Origin of the sequence: Paenibacillus sanfengchensis, assembly GCF_036864765.1 — a bacterium.
GTDB lineage: Bacteria > Bacillota > Bacilli > Paenibacillales > Paenibacillaceae > Fontibacillus > Fontibacillus sanfengchensis.
In genome coordinates, this window is the sequence record NZ_JBAGJC010000002.1 from 594611 (window position 1) to 613627 (window position 19017).

Annotated in this window: 14 protein-coding genes, 1 pseudogene and 1 other annotated feature; of the genes and pseudogenes, 1 reads left to right on the plus strand and 14 read right to left on the minus strand. The window is 49.2% G+C overall.

What is annotated here, in order from left to right; genetic code table 11:
- Window positions 1-168 precede the first annotated feature (168 nt).
- The 7 genes from V4U84_RS05985 to V4U84_RS06015 form a co-directional block, all read right to left on the minus strand.
- Window positions 169-516: a darcynin family protein gene (locus V4U84_RS05985; RefSeq protein WP_334072547.1), complete on the minus strand. Its 348-nt coding sequence runs from the start codon at window positions 514-516 to the stop codon at window positions 169-171.
- Window positions 517-592: 76 nt separating this feature from the next.
- Window positions 593-1195 (minus strand): Crp/Fnr family transcriptional regulator, encoded by a 603-nt coding sequence (locus V4U84_RS05990; protein WP_334072548.1) that lies wholly within the window; start codon window positions 1193-1195, stop codon window positions 593-595.
- A 2-nt stretch (window positions 1196-1197) separates the two neighbouring features.
- Window positions 1198-1518, minus strand: a complete 321-nt coding sequence (locus V4U84_RS05995; RefSeq protein ID WP_334072549.1) for a hypothetical protein — start codon at window positions 1516-1518, stop codon at window positions 1198-1200.
- 170 nt (window positions 1519-1688) lie between these two features.
- A complete protein-coding gene (gene leuA / locus V4U84_RS06000; RefSeq protein ID WP_334072550.1) occupies window positions 1689-3359 on the minus strand; it encodes a 2-isopropylmalate synthase in 1671 nt (556 codons plus the stop codon).
- An 81-nt stretch (window positions 3360-3440) separates the two neighbouring features.
- Window positions 3441-3829 (minus strand) — a binding site (T-box leader).
- Window positions 3830-3922: 93 nt separating this feature from the next.
- Window positions 3923-4315, minus strand: a complete 393-nt coding sequence (locus V4U84_RS06005) for a nuclear transport factor 2 family protein (protein ID WP_334072551.1) — start codon at window positions 4313-4315, stop codon at window positions 3923-3925.
- A gap of 477 nt (window positions 4316-4792) precedes the next feature.
- Window positions 4793-5986: a YhgE/Pip domain-containing protein gene (locus V4U84_RS06010; RefSeq protein WP_334072552.1), complete on the minus strand. Its 1194-nt coding sequence runs from the start codon at window positions 5984-5986 to the stop codon at window positions 4793-4795.
- Between the two features lie 40 nt (window positions 5987-6026).
- Window positions 6027-6806, minus strand: a complete 780-nt coding sequence (locus V4U84_RS06015) for a nuclear transport factor 2 family protein (protein ID WP_334072553.1) — start codon at window positions 6804-6806, stop codon at window positions 6027-6029.
- A 194-nt stretch (window positions 6807-7000) separates the two neighbouring features.
- On the opposite strand from V4U84_RS06015, the gene V4U84_RS06020 reads away from it, so the two are divergent.
- On the plus strand, window positions 7001-7606 hold the full coding sequence (locus V4U84_RS06020) for a TetR/AcrR family transcriptional regulator (RefSeq protein ID WP_334072554.1): 606 nt from the start codon (window positions 7001-7003) through the stop codon (window positions 7604-7606).
- A gap of 65 nt (window positions 7607-7671) precedes the next feature.
- Here the strand turns inward: V4U84_RS06020 and V4U84_RS06025 are convergent, their stop codons facing one another.
- The 7 genes and pseudogenes from V4U84_RS06025 to V4U84_RS06055 form a co-directional block, all read right to left on the minus strand.
- On the minus strand, window positions 7672-8643 hold the full coding sequence (locus V4U84_RS06025) for a helix-turn-helix transcriptional regulator (RefSeq protein ID WP_334072555.1): 972 nt from the start codon (window positions 8641-8643) through the stop codon (window positions 7672-7674).
- Window positions 8644-8689: 46 nt separating this feature from the next.
- Entirely contained in the window at window positions 8690-9325 is a 636-nt protein-coding gene (locus tag V4U84_RS06030) for a type 1 glutamine amidotransferase family protein (RefSeq protein ID WP_334072556.1), read from the minus strand.
- Window positions 9326-9462: 137 nt separating this feature from the next.
- Complete coding sequence (locus V4U84_RS06035) at window positions 9463-10029, minus strand: hypothetical protein (RefSeq protein WP_334072557.1); 567 nt, start codon at window positions 10027-10029, stop codon at window positions 9463-9465.
- A gap of 111 nt (window positions 10030-10140) precedes the next feature.
- Window positions 10141-11115 carry a hypothetical protein gene (locus tag V4U84_RS06040; RefSeq protein WP_334072558.1) on the minus strand — a complete coding sequence of 325 codons (975 nt, stop codon included), beginning with the start codon at window positions 11113-11115 and terminating at the stop codon, window positions 10141-10143.
- Window positions 11116-11386: 271 nt separating this feature from the next.
- Window positions 11387-11613, minus strand: a pseudogene (locus tag V4U84_RS06045) (EamA family transporter); the annotation flags it as partial.
- Between the two features lie 8 nt (window positions 11614-11621).
- On the minus strand, window positions 11622-12395 hold the full coding sequence (srtB, locus tag V4U84_RS06050) for a class B sortase (protein WP_334072559.1): 774 nt from the start codon (window positions 12393-12395) through the stop codon (window positions 11622-11624).
- Between the two features lie 19 nt (window positions 12396-12414).
- Complete coding sequence (locus tag V4U84_RS06055) at window positions 12415-18600, minus strand: DUF7601 domain-containing protein (protein ID WP_334072560.1); 6186 nt, start codon at window positions 18598-18600, stop codon at window positions 12415-12417.
- Window positions 18601-19017 lie beyond the last annotated feature (417 nt).

Below are 19017 nucleotides of genomic sequence, written 5' to 3' on the forward strand. Positions count from 1 at the left end.
ACCCACATCATTCTCATATAAATATCATATGGTCCTAGTGTATCAATAGTGCCGCTAGATTTAAATATTTATTTCTAAGATATTTATAATTTATGCGAAAGACCGGCGGAATTTTACAAAAATAGAAAAAGCAACGCCTTTGACTGCGTCAAAGACGTTGCTTGCAGCTTAGTGTCGCTCGTCCAAGTTAAGCATGTCCGATTCGTAGGACTGAAACGCGTTTTCCAAACCCATAATGACGTCCTTAATCTTCATGTAACCCCTGGTATACGGGACTGAATCCCGAATTTCTTCCCACATATAGTGATAAGGCTTCATATCATTCGTTTCGCATACGATGAAATCCGTATATTCCTTTCCCGGAAGCGCCTCCGCATCAAAAAAGCGCACGCTCACCTGTTCCCTGTATTTTTGAAGAATCCCCTCCAAAGAAGCGGCGTGCTTCCGGCGTTCTTCTCGCGATAAGGCTAGCCAGGAAGGATAAAACTCTACCAAAACAATCATCATATAACGCATTCTGTATACCTCCGCTTTGACAATCTGATCTGAATGTCAGTGTACTCGTTCATCGTCCAGGATGCATTAACATAGGTTAATGCTCGTCGTTACGAAGCAATCTGCTGAGCGAAACAGGGGATATGCCTATATAGGATGCGATATGATATTGAGGAATCCGCTTCTCGAGACCGGGATATTTGAGTAAAAAGGCTTTGTAGCGCTCCAATGCGGAATAACACAATAATTCACGTTCCCGTTCCTCTTTTCTTATGTATAGCCGCTCTACGCTTGTTCGTACAAACCGTTCCCACATCGGGCTTGTATCCATGAGTTCCTTCAGCAGATCATACGAAATCTCAATGACCACCGAGTCCTCCATCGCTTCGATCGAGAAGGCGGACGCTTCTCCCTTTACCATACTGCCGTAGGAAGTCGCAAAATCTTGTTCCAGAGAGAAAGCAACATTATATTCTCTTCCATCGGGCAAGGGGTAAAACAAACGAAATAATCCCTCCGAGCAAAAATAAGCATGGCGCACCCGCTGACCAGCTTCAATGATTCGCGTTCCTTGCCCCACCTTTTTCACGACAGTTCGTTCTACGAACGTATTCCAATCCGCTTCTACAAACGAAAAGACGGAGACCCTGTTTAATAATGAGAGATAATGATGATTTTGGTTTTCAGGTTCCGGAAGCATACTCAAATATACTCCAATACAACTTTTACCAATGCGTTCCCCCGATCGAACCCTTTCTGCTTCTCCAGTTCCAGGTATACGTCGTCTTGATTCAACATCGGTAACCCGTCACCGTTACTCAGCCGATCCAACCGCCGCTGGAGGAATGTACCGATTTCGTACTTCCCGGATTCCTCTGCCCAATCCACCATCAAGACCATTTGTTCACGGATCAAGTCCGATAAAAGTTCGTTATCCTCGACCTGGGAGGAATCCCAATTTCTTTGCATCACACTCAGTTCCTGAGGAGAAAGGAACGTTTCAAGCATTGTTTTACGTTTCATACGATATCCCTCACCTTATTTATTTGGGTAAAGTCCTCCAGTTTATTGGGTCCAAACCAATCTTGGCTTATTTAACAAAAATTGTACCCTATTCCGGAGTGTCAATAGCAAAAGAACCCTTTTGCACCAGGCAAAAGGGCCCCCATTACTGTATAATCTCTTCCGTGGACTTATCCCCGGGCATTCCGGCTAAACTGATTCACGGCACTAAACAGAGCTTTTACGGATGAAGTCATAATATCCACGTCAATGCCGCAGCCCCAATATACGCTGCCGTCCGAAGCCGTAATCCCGATATAAGAAACCGCTTGTGATTTGGAGCCTGTTTCCAGAGCGTGCTCACTGTAGATCAAATCGGTATAGTTCATGCCAAGACCCGTTTGCAGCGCATTGCTGATCGCGTCGAGTCTTCCGTTTCCGGCGCCCTCCATTTCCTTGACTTCATTGCCGGTGCGGATCGTAACGACCGTTTGAAAGCCTTCATCGTCTGTAGAGCGGTATTTGATAAACTCAACAGGGGTGCTGATGTTCACGTATTCCTTCAAGAAAATATCGTAGATCTCCTCGGGCATCAGTTCCTTTTGCTGCTGATCCGATACGTTTTTAACGAAGTATCCGAAGTTTTCGCGCATTTTCGCCGGGAGATCGAGTCCGTACTTCAACTGCAGCACGTACCCGATTCCGCCTTTGCCGGACTGGCTGTTGATGCGGATAATATCGCCTTCATACTCCCTGCCGATATCCTTGGGATCAATGAGCAGGTAAGGGACCGACCAATGCTGCCGTTCCTCTTCCTCACGCCATTTCATGCCTTTGGCAATGGCATCCTGATGCGAACCGGAGAAAGCGGTGAATACCAGCTCGCCTCCGTACGGATGTCTTTCGCTGACTCTCATTTTGGTCAGCCGTTCATAAACGGAGGCAATCGCCGGGAGGTTCTCAAAATTCAGCTTCGGGTCCACCCCGTGGGAGTACATGTTCAGAGCCAGCGTCACAATGTCGACGTTGCCTGTTCTCTCCCCATTCCCGAACAAAGTGCCTTCGACGCGCTGGGCTCCGGCCAGCATCCCCAGCTCCGCATCGGCTACGCCCGTTCCCCTGTCGTTATGCGGATGGAGCGACAAGATCACATGCTTCCGAAAATTCAGGCGCTCGCTCATATACTCGATCTGACTGGCGTAGACGTGAGGCATCGACATGGATACCGTTGCGGGCAGATTGATGATGACCGGATTCTCCGCCGTCGGCTGCCATACGTCGAGCACGCTGTTGCAGATGTCCAGCGCGAAATCGATTTCCGTCCCCGTAAAGCTCTCGGGGGAATACTGGAACTGGAAGTTCCCTTCCGTTTCCTCCGCACACTGCTTCAACAGCTTCGCGCCGTTTATGGCGATGTCGATAATTTCCTGTTTGGATTTGCGGAATACCTGTTCCCGCTGTGCCACTGAGGTCGAGTTGTACAGATGGACGACGGCTTTTTTCGCGCCTTTCAGCGATTCGAACGTTTTGCGGATAATATGCTCTCTCGATTGTGTGAGCACCTGAATCGTGACATCGTCCGGGATCAATTCCTGCTCGATCAAGGTGCGCAAAAAGGTGAACTCCGTTTCCGAGGCCGCGGGAAATCCGACTTCGATTTCCTTGAATCCGATATCTACGAGCATTTTGAAGTATTCCAGCTTTTCCTCCAAATTCATCGGAACGATCAACGCCTGATTCCCGTCGCGAAGGTCGACACTGCACCAGATCGGAGCTTCTGTAATATACTCCTTCCGGGTCCAATTCAAGCTTGTCTCCGGCGGCATAAAATATCCTCTGGCGTACTTTTCAACATTTTTCATGGATATCTTTCCTTTCGTCGATTTTTTGGGTTCATCTGGCGAAGACCGGATGCACAAAAAAAGCCTTTCATCTCCACTAACAACAGAGACGAAAGACTTTGACATCTTACGCGGTACCACTCCGAATTCATGCCGTCGCCCGGCATGCACTCAACGGACACGGGTTTGCAAAGAACGGACAAACCTGGCATCCTCCTGATGATAACGGTCAGGCTCCGGCTCCACCTACTGTAAGAGGTTGTTCAAAAAGTCGTCTTTTGATCACGAAGTGAATCGAGAAGTGACTCGGCATCGAATCTTGAATTCAGCCGGGCCTTCCGGTGCTGAAAAGCCAACTTTTTGAACTCGCACTTTAATGTTTCAGCGAGCAACTCCAAGGCGAGTTCCGATTTTCTTCACGGCTGTTTCACACCGTCCAACAGCTCTCTGTGCGTTTGGAAAACCGTACTATTCCTTTTCAACGTATTTTAATTATTAGAAATAATGCTATATCACCGATATGATGGTGTCAAGTGTAATTTGATCTTTCACCGACAATTGGATGCATGCTGGATGTAAACCTTTTAAAACATGCCATTTTCGTTAGGGGAATTTTCCGGTATCGGCTGGCCTACATCCCATAACTCAACAACCTGGCCATCATGAAAGCGGAAGAAATGCACCACGGCTGCCCCAAGGTCCTCAGGTTTCTGTTTTATATGAGAAAAAACCGCAACGATCTCCCCCTCTTCAATGGCATGCTTGACCTCAAGCATTTTGTTGGGACTCTGGAGGGCATTGTCTTTCATTGCGAGCTTTAGAGAATCCGCATCACCGCGGAAATAGGGATTATGGTGACAGAAGCTCGCACTAATATATCTCCGGTATGCTTCATCTATTTTCCCCGATGCTACGAGCTTCAGAAAGGACACCGCTTTGTCTTTCATGGAGAGGCTTTCTAAAGTATTTTGATCCATAAAAATCAGCCTTTCATTTATTATTTAGCGACGCCCCATTTCCCTAACCTCCGTCGCATGAGCAGCCTTGCAAGAAAGACGAAAATTACGCTAACGGTTGCCACAGCCGTTATTTGCCCTGAAAACGCCGACTTCCCATTCTAACGGTCGCCACGACGCTTATTTTCGCATAAACAGGCTGTTAGGGCGAGAATCCAGGAAAATAACGGTGCTCACGACCGTTAGATTTTCGAAAGGGCTACTTTTCGTTAAATAGCGGCTGCTACAGCCGTTAGACTTCCCTCAGGTGTTAGTACCAGCCGGAAAGCCTGGACTTTTGCAGGAATTCATTCTCGATTACATCAATGCAGGTAAAGTCTGCTCAGATCGTGTGCGGGTTAGTGCAATTTTACTTAGGATAACCACGTGATCGGCGAAATATTGGATATCAAATCAACTTGTAAAGGCACCCGTTAGGGTGCCGGATAGTTGATTTCATCAGGAATTAGGTTGAATTTCCCCCCCTCTTTTCTGTTCGGGTTTACGGGATGGTTTAAAGGCAGAGGCAAGCAAGACCAAAAGGCCCCCCATCCCGATCCAGATTAAGACAAGCGTCGGATGATTCATGCGTAGGCCCTGCCCAAAGAAGAACAACTCGCGCAGTCCTTCAACCATGAAGCGCATCGGCAGCCATGATAATATCCAATCACGGTAAAACGAAGACAATAACTCGGGAGCAAGGCCAAGCAGCGGCGCACCGACAAATAAGAACAATACAAAAATAAACATACCTTTAAATCCAATCCAAGAGAAAACAGCAGAGATCATGAGAAAGAAAGCCAAATAAGCGATGGCCATGAACAAAGCCGCATCCAGGAAATGAGGAATGTGCAAGCCCCAGAGCTTCGCAAACCAGGTGAGGCTAAATCCACTTGCCAAAGCCATAACCGCTCCCCAAAGGACTTGGACTATATTCGCCCGAAGCCGTTCATTACGATTTGCGTAATTAGATTTGTTTTTAACCAGCAAGAAAATCACGCTTCCGATCAGACTGGCCATCCACAAGGGTTGGAACATCGAAATCGGTGAATTCCCGTTTGCACTATGCGTACCGGTTGCATTTACATGGACGACTTCGCTAACGATTGGCGAAACTAATGCGGCTGCTTGTTTCGTCGAGATCGCAGCGCCTTGCCGGTCGAAAGCCGTTAATAGATCACTACGCTTCCTCTCGTTCATGCCATTCACCGCTTGACTTAGCATTTGTTCAGCCATAGCGGATGCCGATGCATTCATGCCCTGATTGACATAAATCCGTACCCGGGGCGAAGACGGGTCCGGCGTCATCAGCGATGCCTGCTTCTCGCTAAAATCACTCGGAATCACCAATGCGGCATAATATTCTTGGTTATTGAGTCCTGCTTTCACTTTCTCTTCATGATCAACTTCGATCCATTTCATCTCCGGCTCTCCATCCGAATTTGCAGAGGTCGCTGACAGAATATTAGACACCATCGTCTCGCCTATATTTGCTTCCGGGACCTCCAAGCCTTCATCCTCATTCACAATGGCTATCGGCAAGTTACGGGGAGTAGGATTGATGCTGGGAATCATGGCAAGGCTAAAAATGAAAATGACCGCCATAACAATAAGGGGTAATGCAACAATTAATTTGTTTTTTAATAAGCTCATAGGTTTCCTCTGTTTTTCTTGCGATTCAGCGGCATCAACTTCAGAATCTGCTGTTTGAGTTCTTTCGCTTTTCCGCCGGCAGGATGGCCTCGATCACGTCCCAATGCTCGGTGATCTTCCCCTCCTCCATGCGGAACAAATCGTAGTAAGCGGTAGGCTGACCGTCGAAGAGACCCTCACTCATCGTAAGCACAAAATCGCCTTGTCCAATGACCTGATGGACATGAGTATATTGAAATTCAATATTTTTCTCCTCCAGCGCCTGCAAAGCGGCATGAAGACCGGAAAGGCCGTCCGCAATATGCGGACTATGCTGAATGTAGTTATCGCCATCAAAGTAAGAGGCAAGCAGGTCGGGGTTCTTCCCAAGCAAGATGTTTTCAACATAACTGTTAACAAATACTTTGTTGGCATCCGTCTTGTCGATATCCTTCACCGCGACCGGCCCGTCAATCATCGTATGATGGCTTGGCGTCTTTTCCGCCATCTCTTGCAAATTGTCCCAATGCTCGACGATGAGTCCATTCTCAAAGCGGAAGATGTCAAAGGCGATTTTAGGGCCGTGAAAATCATATACAGAATGAAGAGCCACATAATCCCCATCGACCAAAGCGCGCTTAACGCTTACCTTTGTACCGATTTCCTTCAAATGATCAAGCGCGCCAAGCATGGCCCCACGACCATCGGGCAGGGCCTGGTTGTGCTGAATATATTGATCTGGATGAACGTAAGCCGTAATCGCTTCGGGATTGCCGCTCTCAAAACTCTCCAGCACGGCGATGGCCTTACGGACAAGCTCATTTTGATGGTTGAAAGTCATTAGAATATCCTCCTTGAGTCTATAGTCATTAGACAAATAATGAACATCACGTTGTTTATTTATCTGTTGCTCATTATAATGAAGGCTAATACAAGGCTCAATATGTAATAATTTTAATTTTGAAGGATAACAGACAATTCATAGAACCTTTGTCGCTTAACGGATAAAATTTTATGTAGGGGGGAACGAAAACAGTGAACAAGAAGACCGATCTAAGAATACTGCGCACCATTCAATCGATTCGAAAGGCGTTTTATGAGCTTATTCAGGAAAAAGGATATGAGGCGATAACGATCCAGGATATTGCCGACCGGGCAATGATCAATCGAAACACATTTTATCTCCACTACCAAAACAAACCTGATTTATTAGATACATGTATGAATGAATTGTTGAGCGAATTAAAGGATGTAGTCGTTCAATGCCCCATCAGCGCGAGTTCTTCCAGTACTTCTAAACTCGGAACAGTCATGCAAGCCATATTGGAACATATTTCGCGCAACACTTCTTTTTACTATGCCATGTTAATTGATGAGAATAGAATCTATCAGTTTCGAGCGAAAATGGAGCATATTGTTAGAGATAAGCTAAATGAGGGGTGGAATCCCGCGCAGGACAATTCCCCTTTAGCAATATCCAAGGAGTTGCTGCTCGAATTCCTCGTATCGTCATTCATGGGGATTGTCATTTGGTGGCTCAACAACGATCAGCCTCTTCCTGCGAACGAAGTTTCATCCCAGTTCAGCAGAATCGTTGCCTACGGGCATTTGAAAGCTGCCGGCATCGCCGTCAAGGAATAAAATGAGCGGACACATTGCCCCGGTGATACGTCACCGGACTCGCTGACAACCGCTGTCAGCATAGTTCAATCGGGATCGTCTTCGTAATGCTTGGCGATTTCTTGTGCCATTTCCCGGAGCCGACGCTTCAACTCCAGCGGCTCCCGAATGCGAATGGCCGTGCCGAACGTCATCAGATACATCGGAAGATACTTGTTCATCGTCGGGACGTCGAGCAGAAATCTAGCCTCCCGATCGGTCCGTTCCGTCAAATAGTGGCGCAGATGCCAATGGCCGCAAACCGCGTTCAGCTTGTCCGGCTCTCCCTCGATGCGGATGACCGCCAGCGGTCCGTCCGCCTCCCGCCCCCGCTCGGACTGGTCGCGGAAATAGGCGGACGCCGAGAAGCGTTCCGGCTTTTCGAACCGCGCTTCGGTCGGCTCCAGCCGCGCGATGCGGTCCACGCGGAACGTCCGCACCGCCTGCGCCCGATGGCAGAACGCGACAGCGTACCATTCGTTCCGGTCGTAAGCCAACCCGAACGGATCGACCTCGCGTTCGTCGGCCCGCTCCGCATTCGCTTTGCGATAGGCGATGCGGACCGTTCGTCCGTCCTTCGCCGCCTGCTCCAGATCCCGGAGCAACGGAACGACGGAAGGCGGACGCGCCGGAGAAATCACATCCAGTCCGCTCGTGTGACGGGACAGATCGTGGCGCTGCTCTTCGTGCAGCCCGTTCTCCACCTTTTTCAACGCGCTTTCCAGTTCCTCGGTGTACGGATAGCCGGCGCCCTGCGCAAATTTAAACGCGTCCACCAGCGCCTTGAGCTCTACGGTGTTGAAGAACAATGGCGTCTCCCTGAAGCTTTCCAGAATGCGAATGCCGCCGTCATGGCCCGATTCCCCGACGACCGGCACGCCGCTGGCGCATAATGCGTCGATATACCGGTACACGGTACGAACGCTGATCTCCAAACTGTCCGCGATCTGCGCGGCGGTGAGCTTCCTTCCGGATCGCAGCATCCAAAGCATGGACAACATGTTATCCCATTTTGCCATCGGGGGCCTCCTCTTTTTCTCGCGACACCAAAACTATTGGAGCCTTTTATTCGCTATGGATAGAATTCATTAACTCGAAGAAGTATTTTGGCTCATGCGTCCGATATAGGTTGAACCATGAATGTAAGGTTTCCGGTGCAAATACATCCAGCAGCTTCAACACATGCATCGTAAACTCCAATGGCGCTACTCCTGACGCGGTTACTAAATTCCCACCGGTTACGGCCGGTTCAATTTCGTAATGCCGTTCTCCATTGTAATTAGGACATAGCATTTTCATATATTCCAGATCGTTGCTTGTATGCCTTCTTGAGTCCAGCACTCCCATCTTAGCAAGACCCAAGGTTGCGCCGCAAATCGCCGCCACAACAGTGCCTTTATCTAAATATTCGGACACTTTCTTCAATATAGGTTCGTGAATGGCTTCCATCCAAGTATTCCCGCCCGGAAGAACTATAACATCCGTACCTTCCAAAATACACTCATCAACAGAAATCCTAGGCAGTATTTTTAATCCTCCCATTGTAGTCACCGGTTTTTTATCAACACCTACCGTAATCACCTCTAAGGGCGCCAGTTCTTTTTTAAAATACCTTCCCGAGTTTAGTTCCGCTGTTAAATAACCCGTCTCCCAATCCGCCATCGTATCAAATACATAAAGATACACTTGTTTTGTATGCAAAATATACACTCCTTTAGTAATGCATCCATCATTGACCCCATTATAAAAAAACTTTACTGACAACTTCCGTCAGTAAAGTTTTCAAGCTTGATAGAAATTAAAGAGTCTATGTTTGCAATATCAACGCAACCGCCGTATTACTCGGTCTGTCCGTGTTCAGGAATGGCGTCGGTTCGAATCACAAAAGCCACCTCCCGTGTCCCATTGTTCCATTTGCACAGCAGGCGAAAACCTCTCAAGACAGCGCCGTGTTCATAATCTTTACTGTTTGAGCTCGCATAGGCCTGCATGTTCTCCTTCAGTATAAAAGAAGCCGTTCCCTTATCGAACTCCACTTCAGGTTTAAGGGGCTCGGTTTTTTCATATTTCATCCTGCCTTCTTCCGTCAAAACATAATCAATCAGCTCATACGAGTCCGGTTCGACGGTTTGGTCAAGAAATTTCACCTGAATGGTCTCCCCTAACTTCACATAAGGAAGATTTGCAGCCTTGTTTTCCAAAATGGATTGAAAAGAATCTAAGTTTCCGTAATCCGGTTTCTCCACAGTCTTTGAAATAATAACTGGACTAATATCCTGGTTATTAGCCTTTACCTCTATAGTACCTGAATCCGCAACAGCCTTGGCTGAATTGTTGTCATTATCACAAGCAGTGATTGCGATCAGAAGCGTGAGACCTAGAGCCAGCAGCATAGTTTTTTTCAATATTTCACTCCCTTAAGCAAAGTTTGGACTAAAATAATGAAAAAACGGCCCTATCAATTTCAAAGGATAGGACCTGTTTTTTTATATTTTACCAAATCATTGTAATTAATTCTAATTCTTCTTCCACATGGTTAAATGATTCGATGCGTACGGGGAATAGTCAGCCTGATGCTTCATAAGGGGCGCCATTCCCCATTTCGAAATGACTTTCAAGTATTTGGGGCTCGCTAATGGCCCGCCGGCTTGATACACAATTCCGGAGTGTTCGCCATTATCATAGTATACACGTGTTCCAATCCCCGCATTAATCAGGTTAGTAAAACTGGAATAGCTTCCATCCGTCATATAGGCACTTGGGTTATTCATCCAATAAGTGTTGCTTGTAGAATCCGAATACCAAGCATAAGAATGGCAGTTGTAATTGCTTGTTGAAGACGAAACGAATGTTGCGTTCGGATATGCCTGTTTATATGAATTGTTGAGTTGAGCTTTTTGGGTAAGAGTTAGTTCCTCTCCTCGAATGATTACCGGTACACTTGTCCCCCTCGGTGTTTTTACAGTACTACTCGACGCAGTAAGCACCAAGCTTTGGGCCAATTTCTTATTAGATACCGATTCCCAAATGGATGTCTGTGATAAGAGGACGCTCAATGTCAGCTCTCCCAGAGATGGCTCACTACTAAACGTCTTGTTAGTCTGCAACTTGGCCAGCAGTTGATCACCGGCATCATCGCGGGTCAGCAGCTCTCTAAACGCATCCGAGTCTTTGGCCAGCGCCTTGAGACCATCGGCGTATGAATCGTAGGCATATATATTAATAACTAAAGGATAGTCAAGTACTGCATTGACAACCTCCTCCGTGGTCATTTTTTTCAGTACATCATTCGGAATACGAGTCACATCCAGCATTTCCCGTTTGCTTGATAAGTTGGCCCACTCCGGGTCGTCAGGCGTAATCTGATATTCAAAGTTTACACCGGAATTTTCCTGACTTAGATCGTCACCGGCAACCTCACTGGCAAAAACATTTACACTAAACGAACATAGTAATATTGTTGCCATCAATAGACTGAATAACTTTTTCAAATTTACCGTCTCCCTTGTTTTGTTTTTGCACTTTACGCCTTCTTTACCTTGGACCATGGGACTCCGTAATCTAATAGACATTCTCACCTCCCTGGTTAAATTGGAATTAAAAGTAAATTACAACGTTATTGTATACCCTTTCATATCCAATTAATAGATTATATTGGAAATCGACACATAATGTTAAAACAATTTTTCCCAGTTGGGGTGAAACAATAGAAGGCCACCGAAGTAATCGGCGGCCTAATTGTCGGTGATTCTACTATCACGTCTATTTTTCTTCTTTAATAACCAATAAAACGCCATAAGGATCAAGGTGGAGCCAACCCAAAACGTTGCACCAATGTTCTCTCCTAGAATAAGCCATCCAAGCCATGTTCCAACCACGGGCTGAAAAAAGAAAAATAGCCCTCCGCTTGAGGCGTTAAGCAATTGCAAACCACGATTCCAAAGTAAAAATCCACCTGCCGTTGAAACAATGCCCAAGTACAAGAACCCTACTCTCGTTATTTACGCTTTCGGGCGACCACCGCTAACCGGCCGTTGTCGGTCGAGTACTCGCAGGTAGACAGTACAATAAGCTTGTCGCCATACCGGGCCGTTACGCCCGTGTCGTAAAGAGCGAGTTTTTTGATGTTCTGAACATAATCATCAAACTCAGCGGGCGTACGTACCTTATCAATCTGGTAGTACTTAAAAACGTCGTCCGATTTGCGATAAACTTTTGACAGGATCACGGCAATTATCTCATACTCTTCCTTTTCGTATAGCGTGCTGAACTGGAACGTGGCGTGCTCCTTGTAAAAGCTTTCTTTCTTATACTTCGACAAGTCTTTGAACATCCAGCCGCTTTTCATGTGGTGTCCGTGAATCAGCAAAATGTCCGAGCCGTCGATCCGGCTGTGCGCGTCCAAAAAGGGGAGCCCGCTTTGGGTTTCCTTTTGATCAAAATCGCGATTGAGATAGTATTCCGGATCCTGTGGATTCTGCATAATCGGGTAATTAATGCGGGTATTGTCAACCTTTAACCATCCGACAATGTCCGGGTTTCTTTCGTAAAGCTCTCGAAACTCGGGAAGCATGACCGCCTCACGCGCCTTCGCGGCTAAAGGAAATACCTTTCCTTGGTCCGTGTCCAACCCTTCCGCCCATGTTTCGGTCAGCTTTTTGATTTTCTGTTGTTCGGCATAATCCCCCACGAGCATTCTCGCAAGATTGGCCAGGGAAAATACCAACAGAAGGACGGAAACGGCGATAAGAATTTTTTTGATTTTGCTCATGTTCTTACCGCCTTTCCGATTACAGAATGTGCTTTTTCTTCTTTATGTCGAGCAGACAAATTCCGATGGTAATCAGGGACAACAACGCCAAAATCATATAGGAGATTGGCGACGGTCTGTGATCCCCCGTTTCCGGAACATCGTCCAGCTCGTTGTCGGCGTTGCCAGGTCCGTCACCGACGTTGTCGGCTTCGTTGCCGGCGTTGCCGATGCCGTTGTCGACGTTGTTGCTGGCTCCGTTATCCACGTTGCCAGCTCCGTTGTCGACGTTGCCGGTTCCGTTATCCACGTTGCCAGCTCCGTTGTCGACATTCCCGGCTCCGTTATCCACATTGCCGGTTCCATTGTCAACGTTGCCGATTACGCTGTCGACGCTACCGTTTATGCTCTCGATGCTGCCAGGTTCCGGCTTGACAGGATTAGGAACGGGGGTCACCGGAACCGGATAAGAATTTCCGGATCCTGAACCGCCGCCTGTTCCTCCGCCGCCGCTATTGCCGCCGGTACTTACCGGGCTCAATTCTACATTGTAGCGTACGATGTCGCTTCCAACCTTGATCAGGTCGCTTGTATGCGTCACATATCCGGTTTTTGTGACCACCAGATAGTAATCCGTATTCGGGAACACCATGTACGCATATGCGCCGGTTGCGTCGCTGTACTGACTTGGACTGGCGTTATCGTTCGGTGCAAAGCCCGGAATGCCCGGCAGCGTCACTTTCGTGCCTGGCACAATGCCTTTGGCTTTGTTCTCCGGCGTGTCGGCATAGTACAAGGTGACTTCGGCACCTTCAATCACTGCGCCGGTCGTTTTGTCCGTAATGATGCCGTACGGATCAACGAGCTCCTGAGAAATATTCAATTCTCCGCTGGCCTTCACGCTCAGAATCGCATCCCGAACAATCGTCAGTTCTTGGCCCGGCTCAAATTCGTAACGCACTTCCATTTTATAGTTCTCCGCGGTTAAACCGTCCGCCGAGAATGCGCCGTTCGGCTGCAAATGAAAAGCTTTAGGAGCGCCATCTTGGTCCTTAACATATTGATCGTTCGCATCGCGCAAATAGATGCGCATCTTGCCGGCGAGCTCGCTGGTCACCAGTGAAGACTGCCCTTCAGGCTGCTTCAGGAGTACGACACCTACGGCCGTAATGTCCGCAGGAACCAGCTCTCCGCCTTTCACATCACCCTCGACTTGCGCTTTTTGCGTGAAAGTGATCGGCTGTTCGACGCCGCCCACTTCGATCAGTTTGGTGTAACTGATCGTATAGTCGCCGCCATACAGCACAGGATGGAAGTACGCACCATCGGCGTCGGTTATGATCTCATGCTCTTTGCCATTCGTTTTGTCGGTAATGACAATGGTCGCATTCGGAATCACTTCGCCCGTTTCGTTATCGCGCAGCACCCCGATGATCGCTGCCGGTACGGTAGTTACCTTGGCGATGTTGCTCGTCAATTTCCCTTCCGTCAGGCTGTCCACCTTAGCCACGATAAAGTGATCCTCAGGCGTTGTAGTTTCCAGCTCCGGCGGTGTATAAGAGATAACCGCTTTCCCTTGCTCATCGGTCGTAGCCTTCACTTCCGATTGATCCGGCAGCAGGAAGATGACTTCCTGGTTCGCCACCGGCTTGCCTTCATGATCGGTCAACGTTGCCGCCAACTGCGAAGCTGTCTTACCGTTGCCGGGAACGACAGCAGGATCCGCCGTCAGTGTCAGCTCACCGGGGACATATCTCGCATTGACGAATCGGGCTTCGGTAATCTCTTTGTGAATAATCGTGCCGGTGTGCTTCCGATTCGCCGGGTCGGCGGTATAATCCTCGCCCGCATAATCGGTCTGCGTGACGATATAGCGGTCACCGCTCGGAATGCCCTCAATGGCGACGGTTTCCCCATGCTTGAGGGTGATCTTATCGCCAGACTTGATCGTTCCCATCGTACCGTCCGATTTGGTGTAGGCGTACGCCTTACCCACAGCGGCGTCCGGGAATTGGACCGTAAACTCGAAATCTTTATTTTTGTCCGCCCCGTTGCCGACTACCGTCTCACCGATCAGCAGACCGCCGTACACCATCCGCGTGTTGACGATCCCCTCTTGATGGTCGCCCCCATCGGTAATGGTGCCGGTCGTTTTCCGGTCCGGCCAGGTTGTCGTGTATCCTTCGGCCGTATAATCGGCCTCGGTGACGGTGTAGATTGTACCCTTGGGAATTCCATCAATGACGGCGGTTTCCCCATGCTTCAGGGTGATCTTCCCGCCGGACTGGACGGTTCCCGTCGCACCGTCCGATGTCGTATAAGTAAACGCTTTGCCCGCTCCCGGGCCCTCGAACATGACGGTGAAATCGAACGCCTTGTTCTTGTCGGCACCGTTACCGGCTACCGTCTTCCCGATCGTCAACTTGCCGGGGAGGTACTTGGCGTTAACATACTTCGCTTCGGCCGTTTGTTCCTTCACGATGCTGCCGGTGCGCGTCAGATTCTCCGGATCGGTAGTGTAGCCATCGTTTGCGTAATCCTTCTGAACGATAGTGTAGGTGATGCCGTCCGGGATATCCTTGATGGTAATCGACTGGCCGCCTTTCAACTTAACGGTTCCGCCATCGGCTATGGTGCCGCTTGCGGAGCCATTATAGGCATAAGACTTATGGTTGCTGAAAGAGATCGTATACTCAAATTCCTTGTTCGGATCAGCCCCTAGTCCTTCGATCGCCATTTCCAGCTTCAAATCGCCAGTCTCCCACACCGGGGTTGGCACAACGAGCGGTTTGGCGCTGGTCACCTCCACCCCGTCCACCCAGATGGGATTCCATGGAGTAGACGCCACACGTACCTGATAAACCGTTGTGGTCGGCAGATAGGTGGTAGGGTCGATATAAGTTTGCTTGAGCACATAAAGCCCCGCTTTGGCAAACAGGCTAAGCTTGCCGTCCGGACCGGTGGTTCCGCCGGTAACCTCTGTTACGCCGTCGGGCTCATACAGTTTGAATACTACGCCGCCCAGCGGCTTGCCTTTGGGGTCAACCTTGAGCAGATCCAGTTTACCCTGAGTTTCCGCGCTGCCGCCTACGTCACTGTTGTCGACGGCGTGTTCGCTTTTGGCGCTGATACCGTCCAAGGTGTCATCGCCCATCAGTTTGATCTCGTTGCCCACCTTACCACCGGTGGGTACATTAGTAACCTCGGTCTGATACGTGATTTGATAGAGCTGGTTCGGATTCGCCATGCGGAAAATCAGCCGCGTCGCTCCACCTTCCGTAACGGTTTCCACCTTGACTTCACTGTTCGGATCGTACAGGTTCAGCGCATCGCCGTCCCTTTCAAGGCCTCCGCTTGGAGTCAGCTTGGCTTTGTATACCGCCATATCGGGACGTCGCAACGAAAGGTTCCCGTTCTCATCCTTACGCAGTGCCAGCCCTTCCCCAAGGGTATCTTGCAGATAAACGCCGTCCTTGACCTCGAAAGGAGGTGTGTAGTTCACCGTCCACTCCAGTACACCAGGGTTCGGCTTTGTCACCGATTTGCCCAGCGTCTGCATCGGAACGATGACCTTGCGGCTGGCTTTGACCGCGGTAGGCTCATCCCCCCATGTGATTTTCATCTCGGCGGTGTTCGTCGCTTCAATCTTTGCGTTGCCTGATTCAAAGTATTGACGCAGGGCCGCCTCGCTCGGTCTTGCCTTGACCAGAACGACGTAAGGGCTTTCCAGCTTGGTAAAGGAAAAGGTACCTACGTTTCCTGCAGCGGAAAAGCTCACAAGACCACTTGGGTCGGAAATCGGCGTCGTTGCGCTAACCGTCGCTCCATAGTCTGCCCGGGCTCCCTTGTAAATCGCAAAATCCTGTCCCTCCGAATAGGGCACAAACTCCCAGCCCTCGGGTAGGGTATCTACAAGTTTGATGTCGCTGGCAACGTGATTTCCGCCATCCTTTGCCATCTCTTCGGTCCTCATGCCGTTCATATTGACCGAAAACCGGAAGGTCACCGTCTTGCTCACCCGATCAAAGGCTGCCAGTGTATAAGTTTGGTTAGCGTCATCCCGGATGTAGCTTCTGACATCGTTAGGAATAGCGCCTGTTCCATCCGGTTTGGACGCAAAGAGCATCTCTTTGGCCAGCATGCCGCTATTGAATCGTTGAGAAATCCGGTTTGAATCAATTGTCCGAGTTGTGCCTTCAAACAGGACCGCCCGGTTAAACTGATCCGTGGACTTATTGCCCGCGAAATGCTCCCACTGTGTCATCAGGGAATTATATGTGAAGGAAGCGGGCTTATCGGTGTTGTATCCGGTGACTTGAAGCAAGTCGGCGACAGGCTTCCCATCCTGTGAAAGCGTGTATACTTGATGCGTTAATCCGTCACTCGACTGAAAGGAACCGGACTGGAACCGCTGGTAGTAATTCTCCCTGCTGTTCCCCTTCAACTGATTCAGAATTGCAGAGTCAAGCACCGGACTGGCGGTAAGCTTGGTGAAGTCGATGGAGCTTGCATCCCCATACACCAGCAGATCGTACACCGCACCGTCCGGAAGAGCCTCCTGAGGTGTTAGGGTGATCTTCCACGGCAATGTGCCCAAAGCAAGGGTTTCCCCAGTACCTATGCTCTTTGTCAGGGTATGGGCACCGATGGTGACAACGGCCGTGTCCCACACGCTAGCTTGGTCATTGTCCTGCACGGTATTGACATCCAGCTTCCACTGGGCGGTGGCCTTGTTATTGAAGCTGGTCTGACTGCCCGTAACTTCGGACACAATGACCAGACGGATCGGGCCATTTACCTCACCGAACGAATACACATTGTTTGCATCGGGGGTAATCGGCGTTGTTGTGTCCGACCACTTCTGACCGTCCCATGTTTGCCAAGCGGCCGATAATCGGGTAAGTCCGGCCGGCAAGGGATCGGTGATCGTAAAGTCCTTCAGCCCTTTTTTGCTGTAGTTCTTGTTAACATCAATCGTCCATGTAATGGTATGCGGGTCTGAAGAACTCGTCCGCTTATTCAATGTGCCGCTCTTCTGAATCCAGTCGGGTCTGAAAGTCACGCGCCAAGAATTCGAGGAAAGCAGCTTGCTGTCCGACGCGTCTCTCAATTCCGTGATATTTGTGACAGTCTGATACCCACTAGCCGTATTATACTCAGTATAATATTTCGCCTTGGGAATCCACGTCCTGAAAGTGACGGTCGCCTTGTCGCCGAATCCCTCCGGGAAGGCATAGACCAACGAGTTCCCGCTGCCGCTTTCCGGTGCCACTGTGTTGCCGTTAACCTTCAGGGAGCCCTCCACCAAGGTGCCCACCTGAGCCGGATCGAGCGCGTTGTAGAACTTCAGTCCGTCCAGCGGCTGCGGAATGGCGGGATCAAACTCATCCGCAGCGGTAATGTCCACCTGCCACTCGATGGTTCCATCCACGAAGTCTGTCGGATAAATCCAATTGTTTTCAGTAGCGTTGCTGTTGGATTTCAGTTTGATGCTGTACGCAGGCGTAACTTGAGGGTTTTCAAGCAGGTAGTTCCCGCCGAAGATGTTAATCGGCTTTCGCTCGCCGTATTGTATACCCGACAAGTCTGCCTTAGCGGTGGACTCAAAGCCGAAGGAGACGTTCTTACCCTGGCCGTTGAAGAAGCGTTCTTCGCCATCAAACACCACCCTGATCCCCGCTTCGGAGAAATAGGCGGTTCCGATGGTGTAACCCGTTTTTTCCTTCAGCGTCATTGTGGCATCCGGCAGGATGACTTCCGGGAAATAGGTCGCTTTGTCCAACATTACATAGTCGCCATGCAAAATGACCGTGCTGCCATCCACCGTGTTCGGATCGTCGGCATCCCCTTTCACCGGGATCTTGATATCGCTCGATCTTAAGGTGAAGGGCTTTCTGCCATGAATGACGTCATCCGTATGTAAGACATTTTCGTTCTGCACGACTTCCAACGGAAAAGGCGAATTGGCCCCCATGAGTACCGCCGTTTTGTCCGTCGGGGCTGCCGTCATCACCATGAAATCGTTCGGCACATCGTACACCGCCTCAGATGCCGAAGGCGCTTCGTCCGCGCTCGGCGAATCGGCTTCGCCAACGGTCTCCGCCCCAGACTCGCTTGGCACACTTTCCGCATAAGCAGTGACAGAGAACGCCACCGTTTGCAAGACAAGCATCATCGCCAGGCAGAAAGAGAGTATTGCTTTACCTATGCTGCGTTCATGTTTCAAGACTGTAATCTCCCCCGTTCCAAAATTGCCTAAACGCGAAAAGACCTATGCGTTTGCTTGATCTCAACGACCCTTTACATCACCCAAATATTTCAAATTTTAAATAAACAGGTGAAGGTCATGGGCGTTCAGGCGGTTGATCATCTTAGTAACTTTCTCCCCCCTTCTTCGACATTTTCACCATTTAAATACTGCAAATGGCAGAGTACGCCCAGTTTAAACAGCGTACTTCGCCATTATATTCGAGAGATCTCTACAAATTCTAGACAAAACTCGACAAAGGGCCTTGAAGGCGAAAAAAACAATGGAGGAATGATGCGAGAAGCCGTAAAGGAGAACAACCATCAGGCTGTTCTCCTTTTCCTGGAGGAGTATGGGTCACGTCGATCTTCTAAGATATACTTCGGATTTTTCAAT

What these genes read in the sequence shown, in the direction of transcription:
- V4U84_RS05985 (WP_334072547.1), bottom strand. Translation starts at nt 516, where the DNA reads ATGCGTTATATGATGATTGTTTTGGTAGAGTTTTATCCTTCCTGGCTA.
- V4U84_RS05990 (WP_334072548.1), bottom strand. Translation starts at nt 1,195, where the DNA reads ATGCTTCCGGAACCTGAAAACCAAAATCATCATTATCTCTCATTATTA.
- V4U84_RS05995 (WP_334072549.1), bottom strand. Translation starts at nt 1,518, where the DNA reads ATGAAACGTAAAACAATGCTTGAAACGTTCCTTTCTCCTCAGGAACTG.
- leuA (WP_334072550.1), bottom strand. Translation starts at nt 3,359, where the DNA reads ATGAAAAATGTTGAAAAGTACGCCAGAGGATATTTTATGCCGCCGGAG.
- V4U84_RS06005 (WP_334072551.1), bottom strand. Translation starts at nt 4,315, where the DNA reads ATGGATCAAAATACTTTAGAAAGCCTCTCCATGAAAGACAAAGCGGTG.
- V4U84_RS06010 (WP_334072552.1), bottom strand. Translation starts at nt 5,986, where the DNA reads ATGAGCTTATTAAAAAACAAATTAATTGTTGCATTACCCCTTATTGTT.
- V4U84_RS06015 (WP_334072553.1), bottom strand. Translation starts at nt 6,806, where the DNA reads ATGACTTTCAACCATCAAAATGAGCTTGTCCGTAAGGCCATCGCCGTG.
- V4U84_RS06025 (WP_334072555.1), bottom strand. Translation starts at nt 8,643, where the DNA reads ATGGCAAAATGGGATAACATGTTGTCCATGCTTTGGATGCTGCGATCC.
- srtB (WP_334072559.1), bottom strand. Translation starts at nt 12,395, where the DNA reads ATGAGCAAAATCAAAAAAATTCTTATCGCCGTTTCCGTCCTTCTGTTG.